Here is a 17,415-nt window from a genome sequence, read left to right as displayed (position 1 = left end):
TTTCTTTGTCTTTGAAGATATAGTAGTTAGCACTCCAATCACCAAAAGTGGTCTTACTACCAGTAGAGTTTTTCATCTCATAGCCGTATAAGTCAGGCTCATTGTTAGCATTCGCGGCTATGCCCATTTGTCTTTCCAGCCAGTGACCTGCCTTTCCGTCATGGCGCTGATTGAAGTCGTCAGTCTTGGGCGATTTACCGTAAACACTTTCCTTGAAAAGCTTGATAATTTGCGCTTCTTCATTTGAAATACTTGTTTGCATTAAAAACTCCCTCTATTTGGATAATTATGGAAAATAGTTCTTTATTTGATATTACGACTAGATTTGAGGTTATACAGTATTTAGAATAAGTATTCGATAGCATATAGCCTGAATAGCTCGTTACTAACTTAAAAATTAGCTTTTTCAACATAATGGGTAAACATAGTTTTACTAAAGAGGTCGTGGCATGTCCAATTCAAGCACTCTAAAAGTCAACTTATCTGACGATCACCTCAAGCGAGTTTCAAGAGCAAATCCTATACAGGCGATTGAAGAGCTAATTTGGAACAGCTTAGATGCTGATGCTACCAAGATATTTCTACGTGTGGAATCTAACGAGATAGGTAATCAAACTATTGTTATTGAAGATAACGGCAGTGGTATTTCCGAAAAACAAGCAAGTAAATATCTAGGTTTTATCGGTAACTCATGGAAAGCTACTAAATCAGAAACCGAAAGCGGTAGACCTATACACGGACAAAAGGGTGAAGGACGTTTTAAAGCATTTTCATTAGGCAGGGTTGTCGATTGGGAAAGCGTTTATCAGCAAGATGGTAGCTTTTATAAGTTAACTATCTCTTTAAATTCTGATAGAGCTAACGAGTTTAGCGTATCCACAGCTACACGGTCTAAAGTGAATAAAACAAAGTCAATCATCAGAGTTAGCGAGCTAAATAAAAAAGTCGCGGTGCATAATTTTGATGAATTGAAAAACAAATTGACCCAAACCTTCTCGTCTTACTTATATGCTTATCCTAATATAGAAATAACTGTAGACGGCTATCTGATTGACCCTAACGAGGCTATAGAGGATGTTAGTGAGTACACATTAGAGTTAGAGGATGTAGCAGGAACTCATCAAATTAAGATTATAGAATGGCTGGAAATCAGTTCAAAACAGCTCTTACTTTGTAAAAATAATGGCACTGTTCTGAAAGAACATAAATTTCAACCGAACCGTGTTAGAAATTTAGGCTATTCCTTTTCTGCCTATATAATTAGTGATTACATTACTGAATTGAATAGTGATTCTAGCTTAGACTTGATAGATATGGATGCTGATAGTAAAAAACTTCTCGATGCAGCCTACCAGCAAATAAATGAACACTTCAAAACGAAGAGAAGTAATGAGCGTTTACTTAGACTCCAAGGGTGGAAAGAGTCTGGTATTTACCCATTTGAGGAGAACAACGATCCTGGGGTAATCGAAACAGCTAAGCGTGAGATTTTTGATATCATTGCTTCGAAAGTCGAAGATAACTTACCTAAATTCGCAAACTCAAATCATAAGACGAAAAAGTTCACTTTTAGGTTACTTTCACAATCATTAGAGAATAACCCGCAGTCAATGCAAGCTATCATGACAGAGGTTTTAAATTTAAATACCGAGGAACAGAATGAATTTGCTAAATTACTAGAAAAAACTAGCTTATCGCATATTATCAGATCAGCCAAAATCGTAGCTGACCGTTTAGATTTCCTTGAATCACTAAATACACTTGTTTTTGATCATAAGAAATCACTGTTAGAAAGAGACCAGCTGCATAAGATTCTCGAGAGCGAGAGTTGGATTTTTGATGAGCATTTCGCATTAGCAGGTAGTGAAAAGCGTCTTGAGGAAGTATTAAACATACATCTAAAAATACTTGGTAAACGTTGTGAAGATGATAGTAAGGTCCTAATCAATAACGAACGACAAGGTAGAGTTGACTTAATGCTATCTAAATCAGTAGAAGTTAGACCTGGTCACAAAGATTTTCTAGTTGTTGAATTAAAAAGACCTAATAAGAAAATTGACAATGACGTCATAGGACAGATTATGGGTTATGCGCAAGCAGTCAACAATGATGAAAGGTTTCATAAATCCAATTGTAAGTGGAAGTTCATAGCAGTTTCCAACCAATTTGATGATATAGCAGAAATGAGAGCAAATAATATTGGGCTTCCCAAAGGTTGTGTTCATCAAGAAAACTCAATAGAAATTTATGTTATGAAGTGGTCAGAAGTTATAACGAACGCTAAAGCACGGCTAAAGTTTTATCAAGAACAACTAAACTATGAAGCCGATACAGAATCTAGTATGTCTTACCTTCATGAGATTCATAATGAGTTCGTTCCCGAGGAAATTAGGGAACAAGCTTGAGTTAATAAATAGATATACCTATGGCAAACCTGTCAGGTGCTTTCACTAGTTCGGTACCCTAGTGAGGACTTGAACCTTTGGCTGTAGGCTAGTGGCATCAACGGTTTTGCTCACTGAAATAGTCGCAGTGTACTTCGTGGTATACCTGCCATACACATTCTATCCGTGAGTACGAATCCACTTTTTAAAGCCTGATTAAGAGCACAATTCAGTTTATGATCTTAAATTTATAGTCCGTATTTTTAACACATTCGCTATAAATTTCACTATCAATTCTTTCATTGTAATTCTGTTGCAATAATTTTTTGGCTATGTTTTGTTGTACATTAATACATGATGTTCTTTTCTTATACCACGCAGTATTGCTGATATCTTTATTACAATTAACATCATAGCCACAACTAGGCCCAGGAAATACACAACCTGAAAGAAACACCAATACCATAATAGAATTAATAAGGTTTTTCATTGTATTTGAACTCCCCGCTACTACCTATATTTAGGATCGGATTCAAACTTATAATTACGATTTTTAATACACATGTTTAATATGTAGATATCAATATCAACCTCATCATTATATTTGGCACCTAGTTTATTTCTTGCAATATTCTCCTGCTCTACGCGGCATTTTTCTGTCAGTTTATAAGCTCTAGTCTTATCAATATTTTGATTATTCCAATCAAAAATACCGTAGTTACAGGCGGATAAACTTAGGCAGAAAATGACTGCTATAACACTAGGGAGGATTTTCTCCAATGATTCCATTATGTTATCTTCCTCAAAAGTGGTTCAAAGTAAGGTTGGTGCGCTATACAGGCATCGAACTGCTAATACTAGATGCAGGTTTAATGATTATGAAAACAACAGGATATCTCAATGTAGCTTAACCCTATTTGATAAGTACTTTATGATTGGGAGGGGTATCCATGCCCCCTCTTTCCCCTTTATCCAGCACGTTTTTTTAACATAGGATTGGTTTGATGCATCCTAGCTATTCAACTAAAATTCGACTGTATTTCTCACGTAAATCCTTTTTCACCATTTTTCCAGTACCACTAATTGGAATTTTATCAACAAAGATAACTTTGTCAGGTATCTGCCATTTAGCAATTCTTCCCTGATAAACCTGCAGAATGCCTTCTTCTGTAGCCTGATTCTCGCTATGTTTTTTTACAATTAAAACTGGGCGTTCATCCCACTTTGGATGTACAGCAGCAATTACGGCTGCCATCGCAATTCCTGGATGTTCTAATGCAATATTTTCAAGTTCAGCAGATGAAATCCACTCACCTCCTGATTTGATTAAGTCTTTGGCACGATCACTTAAACTGAGGTAACCATCGCTATCGATTGTAGCGATATCGCCTGTATCAAACCAACTATCTTCAGTTAGTAAGGCTGTGTCTTTGTTATAATAACGCTCAACAATCCAATGTCCTTTAATCTGTAGATGTCCTGTCTTTCGTCCATCCTCAGCTAAACGATTAGTTCCATTTTCTTCGTCTGTAATACGAATAGAAACACCAAACGGTGGACGACCTTGAGATAAACGGACCTTAAGCTTTTCATCTTTAGACAATTCACTATGTTGTGCCTTCAACTGATTAATCGTACCTAGTGGACTTGTTTCAGTCATTCCCCATGCATGAATAGTGTCACAAGCATAGCGATCCTTAAATTCTGAAATAATTGATGGTGGACAAGAAGAACCACCCACGACAGTTCTTGTTAAGCTCTTAAGTTCAGTAGCTGAAGTTCGAGCATATGTTAAAAGCCCTTGCCAAATCGTTGGTACGCCTAAAGCCATAGTAACATCATAACCATCAATGAGTTCAACTAAGCTTTTGCCATCTAAATCTGGCCCTGGTAGTACTAAGCTACATCCAACCATTGCAGATGCATAGGGAATACCCCATGCATTTACATGGAACATCGGAACTACGGGAAGGACAATTTCGCGTGAAGATAAACTAATAGTATCAGGGAAACAGGTTACAAAACTATGTAAAACCGTTGATCGATGTGAATATAAAACTCCTTTAGGGTCCCCTGTAGTCCCAGATGTATAACATAGTGAACTTGCTGTATTTTCATCAAACTCAGGCCACTCAAAACTTGCTGTTTGTGCTGAAATTAACTCATCATAGAATTTTACGTATGGCAAAACCTTAGTAATTTCAGGATCTGCCTCGCTCATACAAACAAAGTGTTGGACGTTTGGAATCTCTTCTTGGATAGATGCAATTAAAGCCACAAATGTCTTATCAAACATTAAAACCTTATCATTCGCGTCATTAATAATGTACGTCAACTGCTCAGGAAATAGGCGTGGGTTAATAGTATGACATATCATACCTGAGCCAGAAATTGCATACCAAGATTCTAGATGGCGATGATTGTTCCATGCTATTGTAGCTACTCTATCATTCGGTTGTACGTTTAGACTTTTTAATGCTTTTGCATACTTTTTTGCATTTTTAGAAATTTCTAGCCATGTGGTTTCAACAATGTGACCATCCACCTCTTTAGAAAAAATCTTTGTATCGCCATGATAGTGTGCAGCATGTTCAATTAAACTGCTAATCAGCAGCGGTTTAAACATCATATTTCCTAACATATAAAATATCCTTATTTCAAATAATAATCAGCCATTTGATATTAGCTGCTGTAATAAAGTGCTTCGCTCAATACTACAAAGCAGTTTAAAAAACAGCTATGAACATACCCATGAAAAGCCGATAAATGTCACTTTACGAAAACCATTACTATGGACTATCTAAAGTGCTTTAGTGAACTGATATCCATTTTTCCATTATTAAGGTGTTGCCAGATTAAACCCATACTCAAAGTCATCTAACATAGAGAAAAATTGCTGAATCAATTTTAAATCACCTTGGTGCTGTACTTTTCCCTGTGCCATTAACGTCTCAAAAGAGGCTGTTTTTATTAGCAATTTATTAAAATCTTCACGATTTAAAGTGAGAGTCAAATCAGCATCAGGTGCTTGAGTATTAGCCATCACATTTAAATGTGAATTCTTTAATTCCAAGGCGATCTTTTCATTGCGATCTGGCAGTACAAAGTTAATTTTAAACGCTCTGTCTAGCGCACGCTCAGCATTTAAGCGCACACCCATGTAGTCAAATACCAACTCTGTATCCATCGCTATTATTATATCTGGACCAGGTTTAGTCGTTTTGACCTCTTTAGGCACACCATGACGTAATTCATAAGCTGCCGATAGATAAGCATTTCGCCATCCCGCACTTTCAGCCTGATAGCCAAGTTGTTCCAAAGTGTCTGCTTGTAAGGATTTTGCTTTTATGTTGTCAGGCTCTGCAAATACTAAATGATTCATCAGTTCTGCAACCCAGCGATACTCACCACGGTCAAAAGCCACTTTCGCTTTTCTTAATAACGCTTCACCACCCCCTGCCAAAGCCACATAGTTCTTACCTGCCTCGTCTGGACTGAGTTTATTTAGGGTAGCTGGATTACCGTCGTAATAACCTATATATTTATTTACTACCCCTCGCACATTATGACTGACTGAACCGTGATAACCACGGTTATACCACTCTTGGTCTAAAGCTTTAGGCATCTTAAATTCGTTATGAATTTCGTTAATTGTTACCCCACTATTTGCTAAATGTAGGCTCTGATCATGCAAATAACCATACATGTCACGTTGCTTTTCCATGTATTTCACAATATTTTCTTTACCCCAACGCGGCCAATGATGGGAAGCCATTAACACATCCGCCTTCACCCCAAATTTTTGTAATGCATGGTTAATGCTTTTACTCCACATAGATGCATCCCGAGCTGCTGCGCCACGGATGGTGTACAAGTTATGCATACCAGCAACCGTGTTTTCTGCCATCCATAAGGTTTTGAACTGAGGGAACCAGGTATTCATCTCTGAGGGGGACTCTGTATTCGGTGTGTTTTGGAACACCATTTCTACGCCATCGATATTTAAAGTTTCTTGATCTTTTTCTACTATATAGGTTGGAGCGATTAAACCTACTAGACCAGTAGGCACTCCTTTACCCAAGGCTCCATCAATCACACCATATTTATTTTTAGGTATCATAATGCCGTATTGATATGAGCCACGCCGCGCCATAGCGTTGCCTGCAAGTACGCTTTCTTTTACGACATGCTCCATAAAGTCACGTGGTGCAATGACTTGCACCTCACCTTTATCTACCTGATTTTTGCTGATAATGCCTTCCACTCCACCAAAATGATCCACATGAGCATGACTATAAACGACGGCTTTAATTGGCCGGCTTCCTAAATGCTTAGTCACCAAAGCATGTGCGGCTTTCGCTGTTTCTGGCACGGTTAGTGGGTCAAAAACAATCCAACCTGTATCACCTTGAATGTAGGTAATATTGGTCAGATCAAAACCACGAACTTGATAAATTCTATCGGTTACCTTGAAGAGACCATAGTTCATATTTAGCTGTGCTTGACGTTGTAAACTTGGATTAATTGAACCCATAAACTTATCTTGTTTCAAAAAATCAAATTTCGCTAGATCCCAAACAACTTCCCCTTTTGCGTTTCTTATCTGCTTGGTTTCAGGCTTTGCAATTAAGCCCTTAGCAGCAAATTCAAAGTCCTGTTTGTCATTAAATGGCAATTGTGATAATACGGCATAGTTTTGCTGCGTCGTAAATTTACTTGCAGGTTTACTACTCAAACTATCATCCGCTTGTGCTGCACCTATTATTAATGTGCTCGAAATTGCGGCTACTAAAATTTTCTTAATCATTATACGAACTCCTTTTCTTTTACCCGGTTTAAGTCACTTGCTAAATCTCCTATCCCCTTGATATGAGAAATTTGTCCTGCAAGTGGTTCATTGAAGTGAATACGCTTAATCTTAGAGGCTTTTTCTTCCGAAAATACAGGAATCTGGCTCATGGCAAACTCGGAGAGGGCGGTAATAGTCAAAGATGGATTAACACCTAAATTCCCTGGAATGATCGATCCATCGAGCACTCGCAAGTTTTTATAACCGAACACTTCACCTGAAAAATCTACGACACCGTTGGATGCGTCGGTACCCATTGAGACACCACTCATTACATGAGCAGTCATTGGCGTACCCAGTAACACCTCACTTAATGCAGAGCCCGGTTCACCTCCTAGTTTTTCAGCATACAGTCTAGTTGCTTTTTCAGCCGATGGAAAAGAAACCGTCAACGGAGTGTCATTGGTTTTTTGCACCGCAGTAATACCATTTCTGAACAAGCGATACCATTTACGTCGCCATTCTAAATGAATGAAAGCCTCAGATTTTTGCATCACCAAAAACAAAATAGAACTACGAGCTTTACCTTTTGGACGCAACATTCTGCCAGTCTTTAACGGATGAACCAGCGTATTGATAAAGAGCTTTACAATCCTTATAAACCTAGGGCCTGTTACCATTGGAACATAAGGTGCATATAACCAAGTGCCATCTGACCCTTCTCGGAAACGATTGACTTCCATATTGGTATTGTCGTCGACGGATATAAATGAGCTAATAGCGACCCCATCGTCCACTTTTTCACGAGTATCATTAGCAGTGGTTAAGGTTTCAGAGTTAGTGCGAATTTCCTGCCCTAATTCGGGTGAGATGTTGGGTAAGGTTTTATATTTATCCCGCATTTTTAATAATAGCGGCACTGTCCCCATGACACCTCCAGATACCACGACCCCTCGGCTTCGTAATTTATACTGGCGCACTTTTTTACCAAGCGTTTCTTTCACAATGAGCTCATAGCCATCACTACCATCATGGTTTAACGGAATGATTTTGACGACTTCAGAACTAGGGCGTATCTCGACCCCATTACGCTCGGCAAAGTACAAATAGTTCTTCATCAAAGTATTTTTAGAGTTGTATCGACAGCCAATGATACAGTTACCACAATACTGACACGTCCGGCGATCTGGACCATCGCCATTAAAATAAGGGTCTTTTACGACTTTGCCTCTTTCGCCATCTTGCAGTGGGAAAAACACCCCAGTGTTGACCGTTTTGTAGCTATCACCATAGCCCATCTCTTCTGCGACTTCTTTTAAGGTATCATCAGCGATGTTGGTATACGTATTTTTGGCCGTGCCAAGCATACGCTGTGCTAATCCATAATAAGGTAATAGCGTTTCTTTCCAATCACTACGTAGCCGCGTCCAAGCTTTGGATTTAAATACTTCATCATCAGGGATAAATTGCACATTGGCATAAATTTGTGACCCGCCGCCAACGCCTACACCATGCAAGACTGTAACTTTGCTAGTAAAGCTCATCTGCAACGTGCCCTGCATGCCTAATTCAGGTACCCATAGGTAGTTTTTGGTATCTAGGTTGGTTTTTGGAAAGTCCTTATCTTCTCGGCGTAATCCTTTTTCAAGAATTAGCACGCTATTACCTTTCTCACTTAGGCGTAGCGCACTGACAGAACCACCAAATCCTGAACCAATAATGATTTGATCAAAATCAAAATGTGGTTCTGACTGTGATTTAATATCCTTATTTAACATGCTATTAACTCCTTTAATAGTTTGCGTTTTATGAGTCAGCGAATACAGATACTTTTTCGATAATTTAAAGTTTGAAATTTAGGACTATATTTAAGCTTTAGGATTTAACACGAGCTAAAAAGTTTAGTACTCGATCGGCAAAGTTACCGTAGGGCGGCGATAAAAACTTTAAGCTTGAGAAATTAGCTTGATAAAATATAGGCCGCATCTTTGAGAAGTTCAAAAACCCTTCATAACCGTGGTAATGGCCCATACCACTAGCTCCAACGCCGCCAAACGGCAAATCGTGCTGTCCTACATGAAATAAAGCATCATTTACCGACACCCCGCCAGACATCACGTTATCGATATAATAATTAATTAGAGCTTTATCTTTACTAAACGGATAAAACGCTAATGGGCGATCGCGCTGAGCGATATAGCGGACAACTTCTTCAGGCTGATCATAAGTCTTAACCATCAAAATTGGCCCAAAGGTTTCTCGAGTATCTATCTCCATCGCATCAGTACTATCAAAAATTAAAGTCAGCGGAAATTTATGGGCTGCGGCATCAGCTTTTTGATTATTTAAATTGATTACTGTAGCGCCCTTATTTTGCGCTTCCTCTACACAATAAACCAAACGCTGAAACGCGCGATCATCAATGATTGAAGTATAGTCTTTGTGGTTAATATCAGGGACATGCTGTGTTACCCACTCGCTAGTAGCTTGGATAAAGCGATCTTTTTGTGACTCATGTACAAACAAATAATCGATATTGGTACAGATTTGTCCTGCATTAAATTGTTTGACGAACATAATGCGCTCGACCGCCTTAGCTAATGGGTAATTTGGATCAATGACTGCAGGTGATTTGCCACCTAACTCTAAAGTAACCGCTGTTAAATTCTCTGCTGCCGCTGCCATGACTTTTTTACCAGTCGCGCCAGAACCTGTAAACATCAAATGATCGAAAGACAGCTTAGAAAAAGCAACACCTACCCCGCCCGTTTCGTCAAAAACCTGCAATTTTTCAGGTTCAAAATACTGCGGAATCAGTTGAATCAATAAAGCCGCTAGGTGACGTGAGTTCTCAGATAGTTTCACCATTGCTTTATTACCTGCGGCAAAAACGGCTGACAGCTGAGAAAATAATAAATTGATGGGGAAGTTCCATGGCACGATTAAACCCACTACCCCTAAAGGCTGCGGAATCAGACGATTTTTTGCGCCAAAGTACATACTCAAATCTACTTTACGCTTTTGCACTTTTGTCCAGTTTTTTAGATTTTTAATACTGCTGTTTATATCATCTGTTGCCGTAATAATTTCGGCCAACAAAGTCTCATGTCTTGAACGATTTCCATAATCCTGATTGATGGCTTCAATCAAAGCTTCACGATGATCATTAATGATTGCTTTTAAATTTAATAAATGCACTTTTCTAACGGCAATGCTTTCGATACCTTGTTTTTCTGCATAGTTTTTTTGCTCTTGTAGGCAGTTGTGTAGTTGACTTTCCATGTCTATAGAAGCAAAGTTGGCTTTCATAAAAACTCCCTTTTACAGCCGTTATGATGATGATCCAATGAGATTTTAATAGATAAATTGAATCTTTATTCACTTACTGTAGCAAAGTCTACTCATTAGTTCTTGACATTTCAGGACAAAAAATTGATTATATAGGACATTAGTTTAAGACAAAATAGAGAGTAATATGGGTAGTTACATCAGAGTGGCGGGGCTAAACGGTTTTGAAGAATTGGTTTGTAGCTATGGAAAGGATCCTATAAACATTCTTAATAAAGTAGGCTTAATACCGTCTGTGATACGTGATCCAAACTCTCTGATTGATCATGATAAATATACTAACTTATTAGAGCTGGCAGCGATTGTCTGTAACGAGGAATGTTTTGGTTTAAAATTAGGGGCTAAGCAAAGCATCCAAACGATAGGGTTAATGGGTGTTTATATGTCTAAACAACGTGACATAGCAAAAGCACTACTTGTGGCACAAAAATACATTTATACTCATGCTGAGAGTTTTATTTTTCAGGTTAATGAAGTATCTGATGAAGTATGTGAGCTTGATGTGGTTCGTCAAAATACACAGAACATAGATAGAGCACAAAAGTCACAACTTTCCATATGCTTGATTTGCAATATTCTAAAAGATTTAATTAGCCCAACATGGCATCCAGAAAAAGTAAAATTAAAACAAAATCCATCACTTCAATCAAAACAGTTAATCACCGAAATACTAGGATGTTCTGTCGAGTTCAATACCGACAAGAATGCGGTATATTTTTCTACTCATTATTTAAGCTATAAACCCTACTACTTTGAAGACGATTTGGTGAATCAGCTGATTGTGCAACAGTTAGAGAATGAAAGTAGCACCCCTATTCATGATGATGTGTTTTTGATAGAAAGCTCTATGAAAATGCTACTAGCCACTGCTGATTGTAGTATGGCAAACGTCGCGTTATGCGTAGGACAGCATCCCAAAAAAGTCCAACGCCAGCTGAAAAATGAAGGGGCGACTTATAGAGGCCTGCTAGAAGAGGTGCGAAAAAAAGAAGCGGTAAGAATCATCAATACTGGCGACATTAGCCTGACAGACGTGGCTTTTCAGCTGGGTTACGCTGAGCTGTCTATTTTTAGCCGACAATTTAAAAGCTGGTTCGGTATGACACCGACAGAATGGAAGGACAGTTCTAAAGAATTAGTAATATAGTCAATTATGATTTAACTATTCATTCGCGCCCCCAACTTAGTTGACCACTAGAATTATGCCTGTTTGAGTATATTAACGTTTTGGTTTTCGCTAAAACGTGCCTTTTACATAGGTAACTCATGCTGCTAGCTTAGCAGTTACTATCTATTTCTAAGTGATCTTATTTATTAAAAAAGGGATTACTTCAAAAAATATGTATCAGCCTCATAAATACAATGGTGCTATTTTGGCTATACCCCAAGGGAACCAACTATTTCACCCTCTAAACCTATTAACAGACCACTTAAAACAGACTGCTATAATGGAACCACTTATAACAGACTATTTTAGGTGTTTATGTTTATCAGAGCGTATTTACGAGCGTCTACCAAAGAACAAGACGCTAAGCGTGCCAAAAGCGAACTCATAGCATTTGCCAACGATCATGGCCACAAGATTGCCGCCTTCTATGTCGAAAACGAATCAGGAGCTATCTTGGTGCGACCCAAGCTTATGCAGCTGATTGAAGATGCTCATAATGGCGATGTTATCTTAGTTGAGCAGATTGATCGCTTGGCGCGTTTGAACCAAGCTGATTGGGATACTCTCAAAAGAATGTTATCAGAGAAAAAGCTCTCTATCGTATCAAAAGAGCTGCCGACCTCATATATGGCGCTTCAATCCGAAAGCAGCACTGAATTTATGAGCAGTGTATTGCAAGCCATTAACTCGATGATGCTGGATATGCTCGCAGCTATTGCTCGAAAAGACTATGAGGATCGCCGTAACCGTCAGATGCAAGGTATTGCTCGTGCTAAGGCAGAAGGTAAGTATTTAGGACGTAGGAAAGATATCGAAAAGCGCAAGATCATCGCTAGTCTACTCAAATCAGGTCATAGCTATTCTGAGATACAAGGTATGACCAAGTGCTCACGGCATCTGATCGCTGATGTGGCCAAGGAAAGACCGGAACTTATAATTGCTCATTAAGTGGTTCCACTATAGCAGTCTACTATGAGTAGTCTATTAATGGGTTAATGAGCCTTTTTAGATGGTTCCGTTGGGATATACTTATTATAGAGATAAAGCAAAGAAAATGAGAACTGTTCTCAAAAATTACGTTATTTAAATAATGTAAGCACTGTCTTATCGTTATTTAAGTCTGCATTACTCTTTAAAAGCTGAATAGCTCTATTATGTATAGCACTAGAATATGAAGTGGTTTTTCTATATACATTATAATACGCATTGGCAAACTGTTTATCACATTCGAGACATTTATATATTTTACCTTCACCTATATTTGGAACAGCTAATCCACCACAGTGACAGCTTACACCATGGTTTTTTAACACTATAGCCACCTTTGGGGCTAGATGTTCGGTGTGTTTTTTACTTCCTGCTATAACTACATTGTCTGTAATAAAATCGAAAAATCCCATAATAACCCCTTATAATCTATCTTGAATTTATATTATTACTTTACGCCTCTGCCTAACTTTTTTCTGGCTTTCTGTTGTACCTTTAATCCTACTAATCATATCTAACTTTGTTTTATACTCATCATCCGTCTCAACTTCAAATATATTGTTTAGGTGGTACTATGCTAAGTGAAGAAAAGTGTGCTTTTCTTCACTTAGCATAGTACCACCTAAATTCTAAACCGAGCTATTCAATAATTTTTTACCTACTTCCTTTCCAAAGTATCAATTAAAGCAATATCTCATAATTTGTTATATGGAGTATCTATAGTCTCTCTGACTAAGAATGCAGCTTCGTGAAATGAATTGATAGGCTTACATCCAAAGATTCAACCCACCACTAGGGAACTACTCTTTACTCCTATAAAGGAAGGGGTGTTATGCTAAATGATTCTAAATAGGAAAAAACCACCAAACCGGTATATTTTTTAGAGTTGCTTGACAGATAAAGGCGGTTATAAGAAACAAACCTATGAAAGAGTTGTTCAAGCTATCATGAATAGTATTAAATTATTGATCTTTACTTAAACCACTTTACAGAAACACTCAGCTATTTTGTAATTACACGCTCAACCGAAGATATTTATATAGGATAGTTTCAAAGTTGATCTACTTGACCATGTATATTGCTTCTATCCAACAGCAGTCAGACACATCAATATGACCCATGCCGTACCAAATACTTATGTCATCAGTAAATATATTTTCAATAGCCTCACTGACAACACAGTATTCTTCAAGCGATAAGTCACCGGCAGTTTTAACTCTAAGTATCAGAACATCCATACTATTATCTTGATGAATCTGGCTGATAATTTGATTAATTGCTCTTTTTGCTCGGTCTAATTTATCTGTACCCACTGTAGTAGCTTGTATAAACTGAGCAGGCTTTGTGAATTGGAGTGCCTGCTTAATAACATCAAAATCTGTAGTAATTAATTTATCCTTCCTATTCGACATGACTTCAGAAACTTTCATTACTTGTTGCACTTCATCAGGCTTACAGACAATGATACCGTCTACCACATCGATCTTATCAACACATTTGCTAGTAGTTTGCAGACCAAACAAGAATGCTGCTCCTGTTCTATATTTTAGGTTGGTCAGTGATTGTGTGTCCCACTCATCATCAATGAGAAAAAATGCAAACTCAGATAAACAATAATTCTTCATTGATGGCGTATAAAAATTAGTAATAGGGATGCTATCCAACCAAAGCTGTGTCATCCACGGTGCTATATTTCTAACATTAAACTCTTCCACGTCAGCCCTCATCTTAGTGTCATATTTGGTGTACAAAATAATGAACGTTGTTAGAGATTTTTAGGGTACCTGCTCTTCCTAATGCAGTCTTTATTAAAGGAGTTATTCCTACAGCTACTTCACCCGTATCGTTAACCCCTGTTATAACAGCTAGTGAATCCGATAGATCATTTGTCACAAAATCTAAAAATTCGTTAAGCATATGATATTTCTCCTATTTTTTATTAAAGGTTAATACCTACTGATCTAGCTATAGAATGAAGTGTGTTTGGGTGTAATTCTCTGTTTCTGTGAAAAGGAACCGTTACCAACCCTATGATTACAGGATGTTTAAAGTGGTAATGGCTTCCTTTAACTCTACTCAAGAACCAACCCCGCCTCTTTATTGTTTTTATTACCTCTGTACATTTCATAACTATATCTCCAAGGATTAATATTAAGTGCCTAAGGATAAATATGAATCTAGCCTTAGGCTTGGTCGTTGCTAATGAGAACCACTAATTTCTCACCTCAATTATCGCCGATACCTTATTCTCTTATCTCGTCGATAATCGCTTTACTAATCTCTGTAATAACAACAATCGCAATACCTTTGAGAAGACTTTCCATAATGTACTCCATTGAATATAAAGTTAGTTTCCACTGACAAGTATGTTTGCCAGTGGTGTTATGTTATTATATGATTCCGTCACTTGCAAGCGACTGTTTTTTCTATAATATAATACTGCCTACCTATAAAAAATAAATAGGTAGGCAAAATTAATATTTATATACACTAAGACACTATTTATATTAATTTTTATAAATTTTTAGCATATTTATGACACAATAAAAGCTTATCAGTTTTATTGTGTTTGTAACCCAATAGGAAGTACACTTCCAGCAGCTAAAAAAAATGCGATTTAAATGCGATTAAAATGTTACATAATGTAAGCGAGGTAAGGTTATGGGAAGTGCTCAGAATATTGATTCAATTGTAGATTTAAATCTAAGCGAAGTAGAGACTCAGATCACTAATATCTGGAAGATGACTTGGGAGCAAGTCTTGCTGCTAGCGTTGTACTCAAGAAGACAGTATTTTGAAAAAGATGCATTTTTTTTTAGACAAAGAATGAGATTGATACATGCACTAGAAACTTTAAAGCAAAAGCGTGTTTATAGTTTAGGGTCAAGTACAAATGCACAGAAGTTTCTAGAACAATATATAAAAATTCTAAAAAAGGTAGAAGATGGCTGTGGTAGCAATGACATTTTAGAACACTTGTTTGATGACGAAAATGATGAAAAGGTAGCTCATGGTCAACAAAACAAGACGATAAAAAAAATTATTAGTGAGGCTATTGAACGAGAAGGTATAGCTTTCCCTAAAGCCAGTAGGGAAATGTTTTATAGCTATTACATGATGTATAAAGCCTTGAAAGACTTGATTTACACACTTCAGCTAGCTCTAATATATAGACCGCCGAATATTGAAGAGGTTTACTGTGATTGTATGGTGGAACTATTCGAGAAGAGCTTAAAGGGTTTTGGCAGTGAATCTATAGAGGATTTCCTTTCTAGATCGGAAAGTATGGGGGAACTAAGTAGTAAACAATATATAGAGAGTGAGCTAAAATCCTTCACTTCGTTCTTTACTGTTGAAAAAAATAAGAATCAGTTGCATCAGTTGTTTTATCAAAGGTTGATTGGTGGGAATCCGTCAAACGAGGATTTTGAAGAATATAGCCAGTTCACAGGGGTGGGCGAATGGGCCAAGAAAGTATTTAACGAGCTATCTTTAGTTGGTGATAGAGAAAAAACAGGGTTTGATGACTTCTATACTTTTGAAGAAAAAAATAATCGACTTCAAATATCTCTACACAAAGAGCAGATTAGTGATTTATCTAACTTAGGATTACTGCAATCTCTTTTTGATGAAATAGCTACTCAGGTAGAGGTTAGAGAAGGTAGTTCAAATAAGCGATCCGAGATGATTTTAAGCAGAGATATAGTAGATTCAGTTGAGAGAATAAGTGACTGGTATATTCAAAATAGTGTAGATATGTTTAGTCGAATTAACCAAATACCTAAGTTTCTAGCATATATCCTAAAGTTCGATACAGAACACGCCCTAGGTATTTTTGATGTTCAAATTGGCGGTGTTAATCTAGATGGCCGTGGTTTAAATGGATTCAATAGGCCGAAAAAAACAAGCGAGAAAAACTTCCTTATATCTGTGATTATAAAATACTGTTTATACCATAATATGGATTTTAGAACTCTCTATCTTAACTACATATATACGAGTCCTATTTCAAATAATAAATCTACTGTCGAAAATAGTATGGCCTTTATTAAGTACTTTGAGGAGAATATCAAAGAAAACATAGATTTTGATGGAAATGAGATACTGAAAGAATGGGCTGACCTCGCAGAAACAAAAGATGATAGAAAAGGGTCTAAAACGCAAGATGAGATAGATAGTAAAGTTCATAATCGAGTAACAAACAGGTTTAAGCGTATGCCGAGACACCAGTCTAGTAAAAGCTTTACAAGTGATTATTTAGATAGTGAGGACTTGTTGAACAATTTGATAAAAAAACAGAAATATCAATCATCTACTGGTAAGACGGTCGCTTATCCGTTTAACTCTAGTTTTCCGTTACCTCTTTGGGTAACTAGGATTAACTAGCACTACTAAGCTTATATGGCATTGGGCCACTTGGTCGGAGGATCTTGTACAATGTCTATTATTTGACATTGAAATACTCTGATCTGTAGGTTTTAGATTTTCAATCTTCAATTTAGTTTAATGAATTCATTACTAGTAACCATCTAAAAACATTCCATATAGGTCAGTAGCTGACGTATTAAATAAAAAAAGCTGTTTTTATTTACTAAAAACAGTTTTTTTATGCTAATATCCGGGAATAAAACAGGATATTTAAAAGTAGGCGAATATGAAAGATTTTCAGAAATATGTTATTGAAAAGCGTAAGTCATTGGGCGTTTCTCAAAAAGAGTTAGCATTACTGTTAGGTATGA

The 17,415-nt window shown here is 37.2% G+C and carries 13 protein-coding genes; 4 read left to right on the top strand and 9 right to left on the bottom strand.

Annotation, left to right across the window (positions count from 1 at the left end; all coding sequences use genetic code 11):
* Positions 1-262: LlaMI family restriction endonuclease (locus EPB74_RS13130; RefSeq protein ID WP_274904603.1), on the bottom strand; the 262-nt coding region annotated here is incomplete at its 3' end.
* A 187-nt stretch (positions 263-449) separates the two neighbouring features.
* On the opposite strand from EPB74_RS13130, the gene EPB74_RS13125 reads away from it, so the two are divergent.
* Positions 450-2,405, top strand: a complete 1,956-nt coding sequence (locus EPB74_RS13125; protein ID WP_015060748.1) for an ATP-binding protein — start codon at positions 450-452, stop codon at positions 2,403-2,405.
* Positions 2,406-2,894: 489 nt separating this feature from the next.
* Here EPB74_RS13125 and EPB74_RS13120 read toward each other — a convergent pair whose 3' ends face one another.
* The 5 genes from EPB74_RS13120 to EPB74_RS13100 all read right to left on the bottom strand — a co-directional run bounded on the left by EPB74_RS13120 (position 2,895) and on the right by EPB74_RS13100 (position 10,482).
* Positions 2,895-3,173: a hypothetical protein gene (locus EPB74_RS13120; RefSeq protein WP_015060750.1), complete on the bottom strand. Its 279-nt coding sequence runs from the start codon at positions 3,171-3,173 to the stop codon at positions 2,895-2,897.
* A 226-nt stretch (positions 3,174-3,399) separates the two neighbouring features.
* Complete coding sequence (locus tag EPB74_RS13115) at positions 3,400-5,025, bottom strand: long-chain-fatty-acid--CoA ligase (RefSeq protein ID WP_015060756.1); 1,626 nt, start codon at positions 5,023-5,025, stop codon at positions 3,400-3,402.
* Between the two features lie 198 nt (positions 5,026-5,223).
* Complete coding sequence (locus tag EPB74_RS13110; protein ID WP_446740045.1) at positions 5,224-7,188, bottom strand: alkyl/aryl-sulfatase; 1,965 nt, start codon at positions 7,186-7,188, stop codon at positions 5,224-5,226.
* A 2-nt stretch (positions 7,189-7,190) separates the two neighbouring features.
* Positions 7,191-8,951, bottom strand: a complete 1,761-nt coding sequence (locus tag EPB74_RS13105) for a GMC oxidoreductase (protein WP_015060757.1) — start codon at positions 8,949-8,951, stop codon at positions 7,191-7,193.
* A 97-nt stretch (positions 8,952-9,048) separates the two neighbouring features.
* Entirely contained in the window at positions 9,049-10,482 is a 1,434-nt protein-coding gene (locus EPB74_RS13100; protein ID WP_015060758.1) for a coniferyl aldehyde dehydrogenase, read from the bottom strand.
* Positions 10,483-10,648: 166 nt separating this feature from the next.
* On the opposite strand from EPB74_RS13100, the gene EPB74_RS13095 reads away from it, so the two are divergent.
* Both EPB74_RS13095 and EPB74_RS13090 read left to right on the top strand, forming a co-directional pair.
* Positions 10,649-11,668 carry an AraC family transcriptional regulator gene (locus tag EPB74_RS13095; RefSeq protein ID WP_015060759.1) on the top strand — a complete coding sequence of 340 codons (1,020 nt, stop codon included), beginning with the start codon at positions 10,649-10,651 and terminating at the stop codon, positions 11,666-11,668.
* A 336-nt stretch (positions 11,669-12,004) separates the two neighbouring features.
* Complete coding sequence (locus EPB74_RS13090) at positions 12,005-12,637, top strand: recombinase family protein (protein WP_015060751.1); 633 nt, start codon at positions 12,005-12,007, stop codon at positions 12,635-12,637.
* A gap of 131 nt (positions 12,638-12,768) precedes the next feature.
* Here the strand turns inward: EPB74_RS13090 and EPB74_RS13085 are convergent, their stop codons facing one another.
* From EPB74_RS13085 to EPB74_RS13075, 3 genes are all read right to left on the bottom strand, one after another.
* Positions 12,769-13,089, bottom strand: a complete 321-nt coding sequence (locus tag EPB74_RS13085) for a hypothetical protein (protein WP_015060752.1) — start codon at positions 13,087-13,089, stop codon at positions 12,769-12,771.
* Positions 13,090-13,737: 648 nt separating this feature from the next.
* Positions 13,738-14,391: a hypothetical protein gene (locus EPB74_RS13080; protein ID WP_274904600.1), complete on the bottom strand. Its 654-nt coding sequence runs from the start codon at positions 14,389-14,391 to the stop codon at positions 13,738-13,740.
* Between the two features lie 224 nt (positions 14,392-14,615).
* Positions 14,616-14,804 (bottom strand): type II toxin-antitoxin system HicA family toxin, encoded by a 189-nt coding sequence (locus EPB74_RS13075; protein ID WP_015060755.1) that lies wholly within the window; start codon positions 14,802-14,804, stop codon positions 14,616-14,618.
* Between the two features lie 533 nt (positions 14,805-15,337).
* Here EPB74_RS13075 and EPB74_RS13070 point away from each other — a divergent pair.
* Positions 15,338-17,062: a hypothetical protein gene (locus tag EPB74_RS13070; RefSeq protein WP_015060761.1), complete on the top strand. Its 1,725-nt coding sequence runs from the start codon at positions 15,338-15,340 to the stop codon at positions 17,060-17,062.
* Positions 17,063-17,415: the final 353 nt, after the last annotated feature.

The organism is Psychrobacter sp. DAB_AL62B (assembly GCF_028895345.1).
Taxonomy (GTDB): Bacteria; Pseudomonadota; Gammaproteobacteria; order Pseudomonadales; family Moraxellaceae; genus Psychrobacter.
Note: the sequence above shows the minus strand (reverse complement) of the source record. Positions and strands in the feature narration are given on the sequence as shown.

What these genes read in the sequence shown, in the direction of transcription:
- EPB74_RS13070 (WP_015060761.1), top strand. Translation starts at nt 15,338, where the DNA reads ATGGGAAGTGCTCAGAATATTGATTCAATTGTAGATTTAAATCTAAGC.
- EPB74_RS13120 (WP_015060750.1), bottom strand. Translation starts at nt 3,173, where the DNA reads ATGGAATCATTGGAGAAAATCCTCCCTAGTGTTATAGCAGTCATTTTC.
- EPB74_RS13125 (WP_015060748.1), top strand. Translation starts at nt 450, where the DNA reads ATGTCCAATTCAAGCACTCTAAAAGTCAACTTATCTGACGATCACCTC.
- EPB74_RS13100 (WP_015060758.1), bottom strand. Translation starts at nt 10,482, where the DNA reads ATGAAAGCCAACTTTGCTTCTATAGACATGGAAAGTCAACTACACAAC.
- EPB74_RS13095 (WP_015060759.1), top strand. Translation starts at nt 10,649, where the DNA reads ATGGGTAGTTACATCAGAGTGGCGGGGCTAAACGGTTTTGAAGAATTG.
- EPB74_RS13105 (WP_015060757.1), bottom strand. Translation starts at nt 8,951, where the DNA reads ATGTTAAATAAGGATATTAAATCACAGTCAGAACCACATTTTGATTTT.
- EPB74_RS13075 (WP_015060755.1), bottom strand. Translation starts at nt 14,804, where the DNA reads ATGAAATGTACAGAGGTAATAAAAACAATAAAGAGGCGGGGTTGGTTC.
- EPB74_RS13085 (WP_015060752.1), bottom strand. Translation starts at nt 13,089, where the DNA reads ATGGGATTTTTCGATTTTATTACAGACAATGTAGTTATAGCAGGAAGT.
- EPB74_RS13090 (WP_015060751.1), top strand. Translation starts at nt 12,005, where the DNA reads ATGTTTATCAGAGCGTATTTACGAGCGTCTACCAAAGAACAAGACGCT.
- EPB74_RS13115 (WP_015060756.1), bottom strand. Translation starts at nt 5,025, where the DNA reads ATGTTAGGAAATATGATGTTTAAACCGCTGCTGATTAGCAGTTTAATT.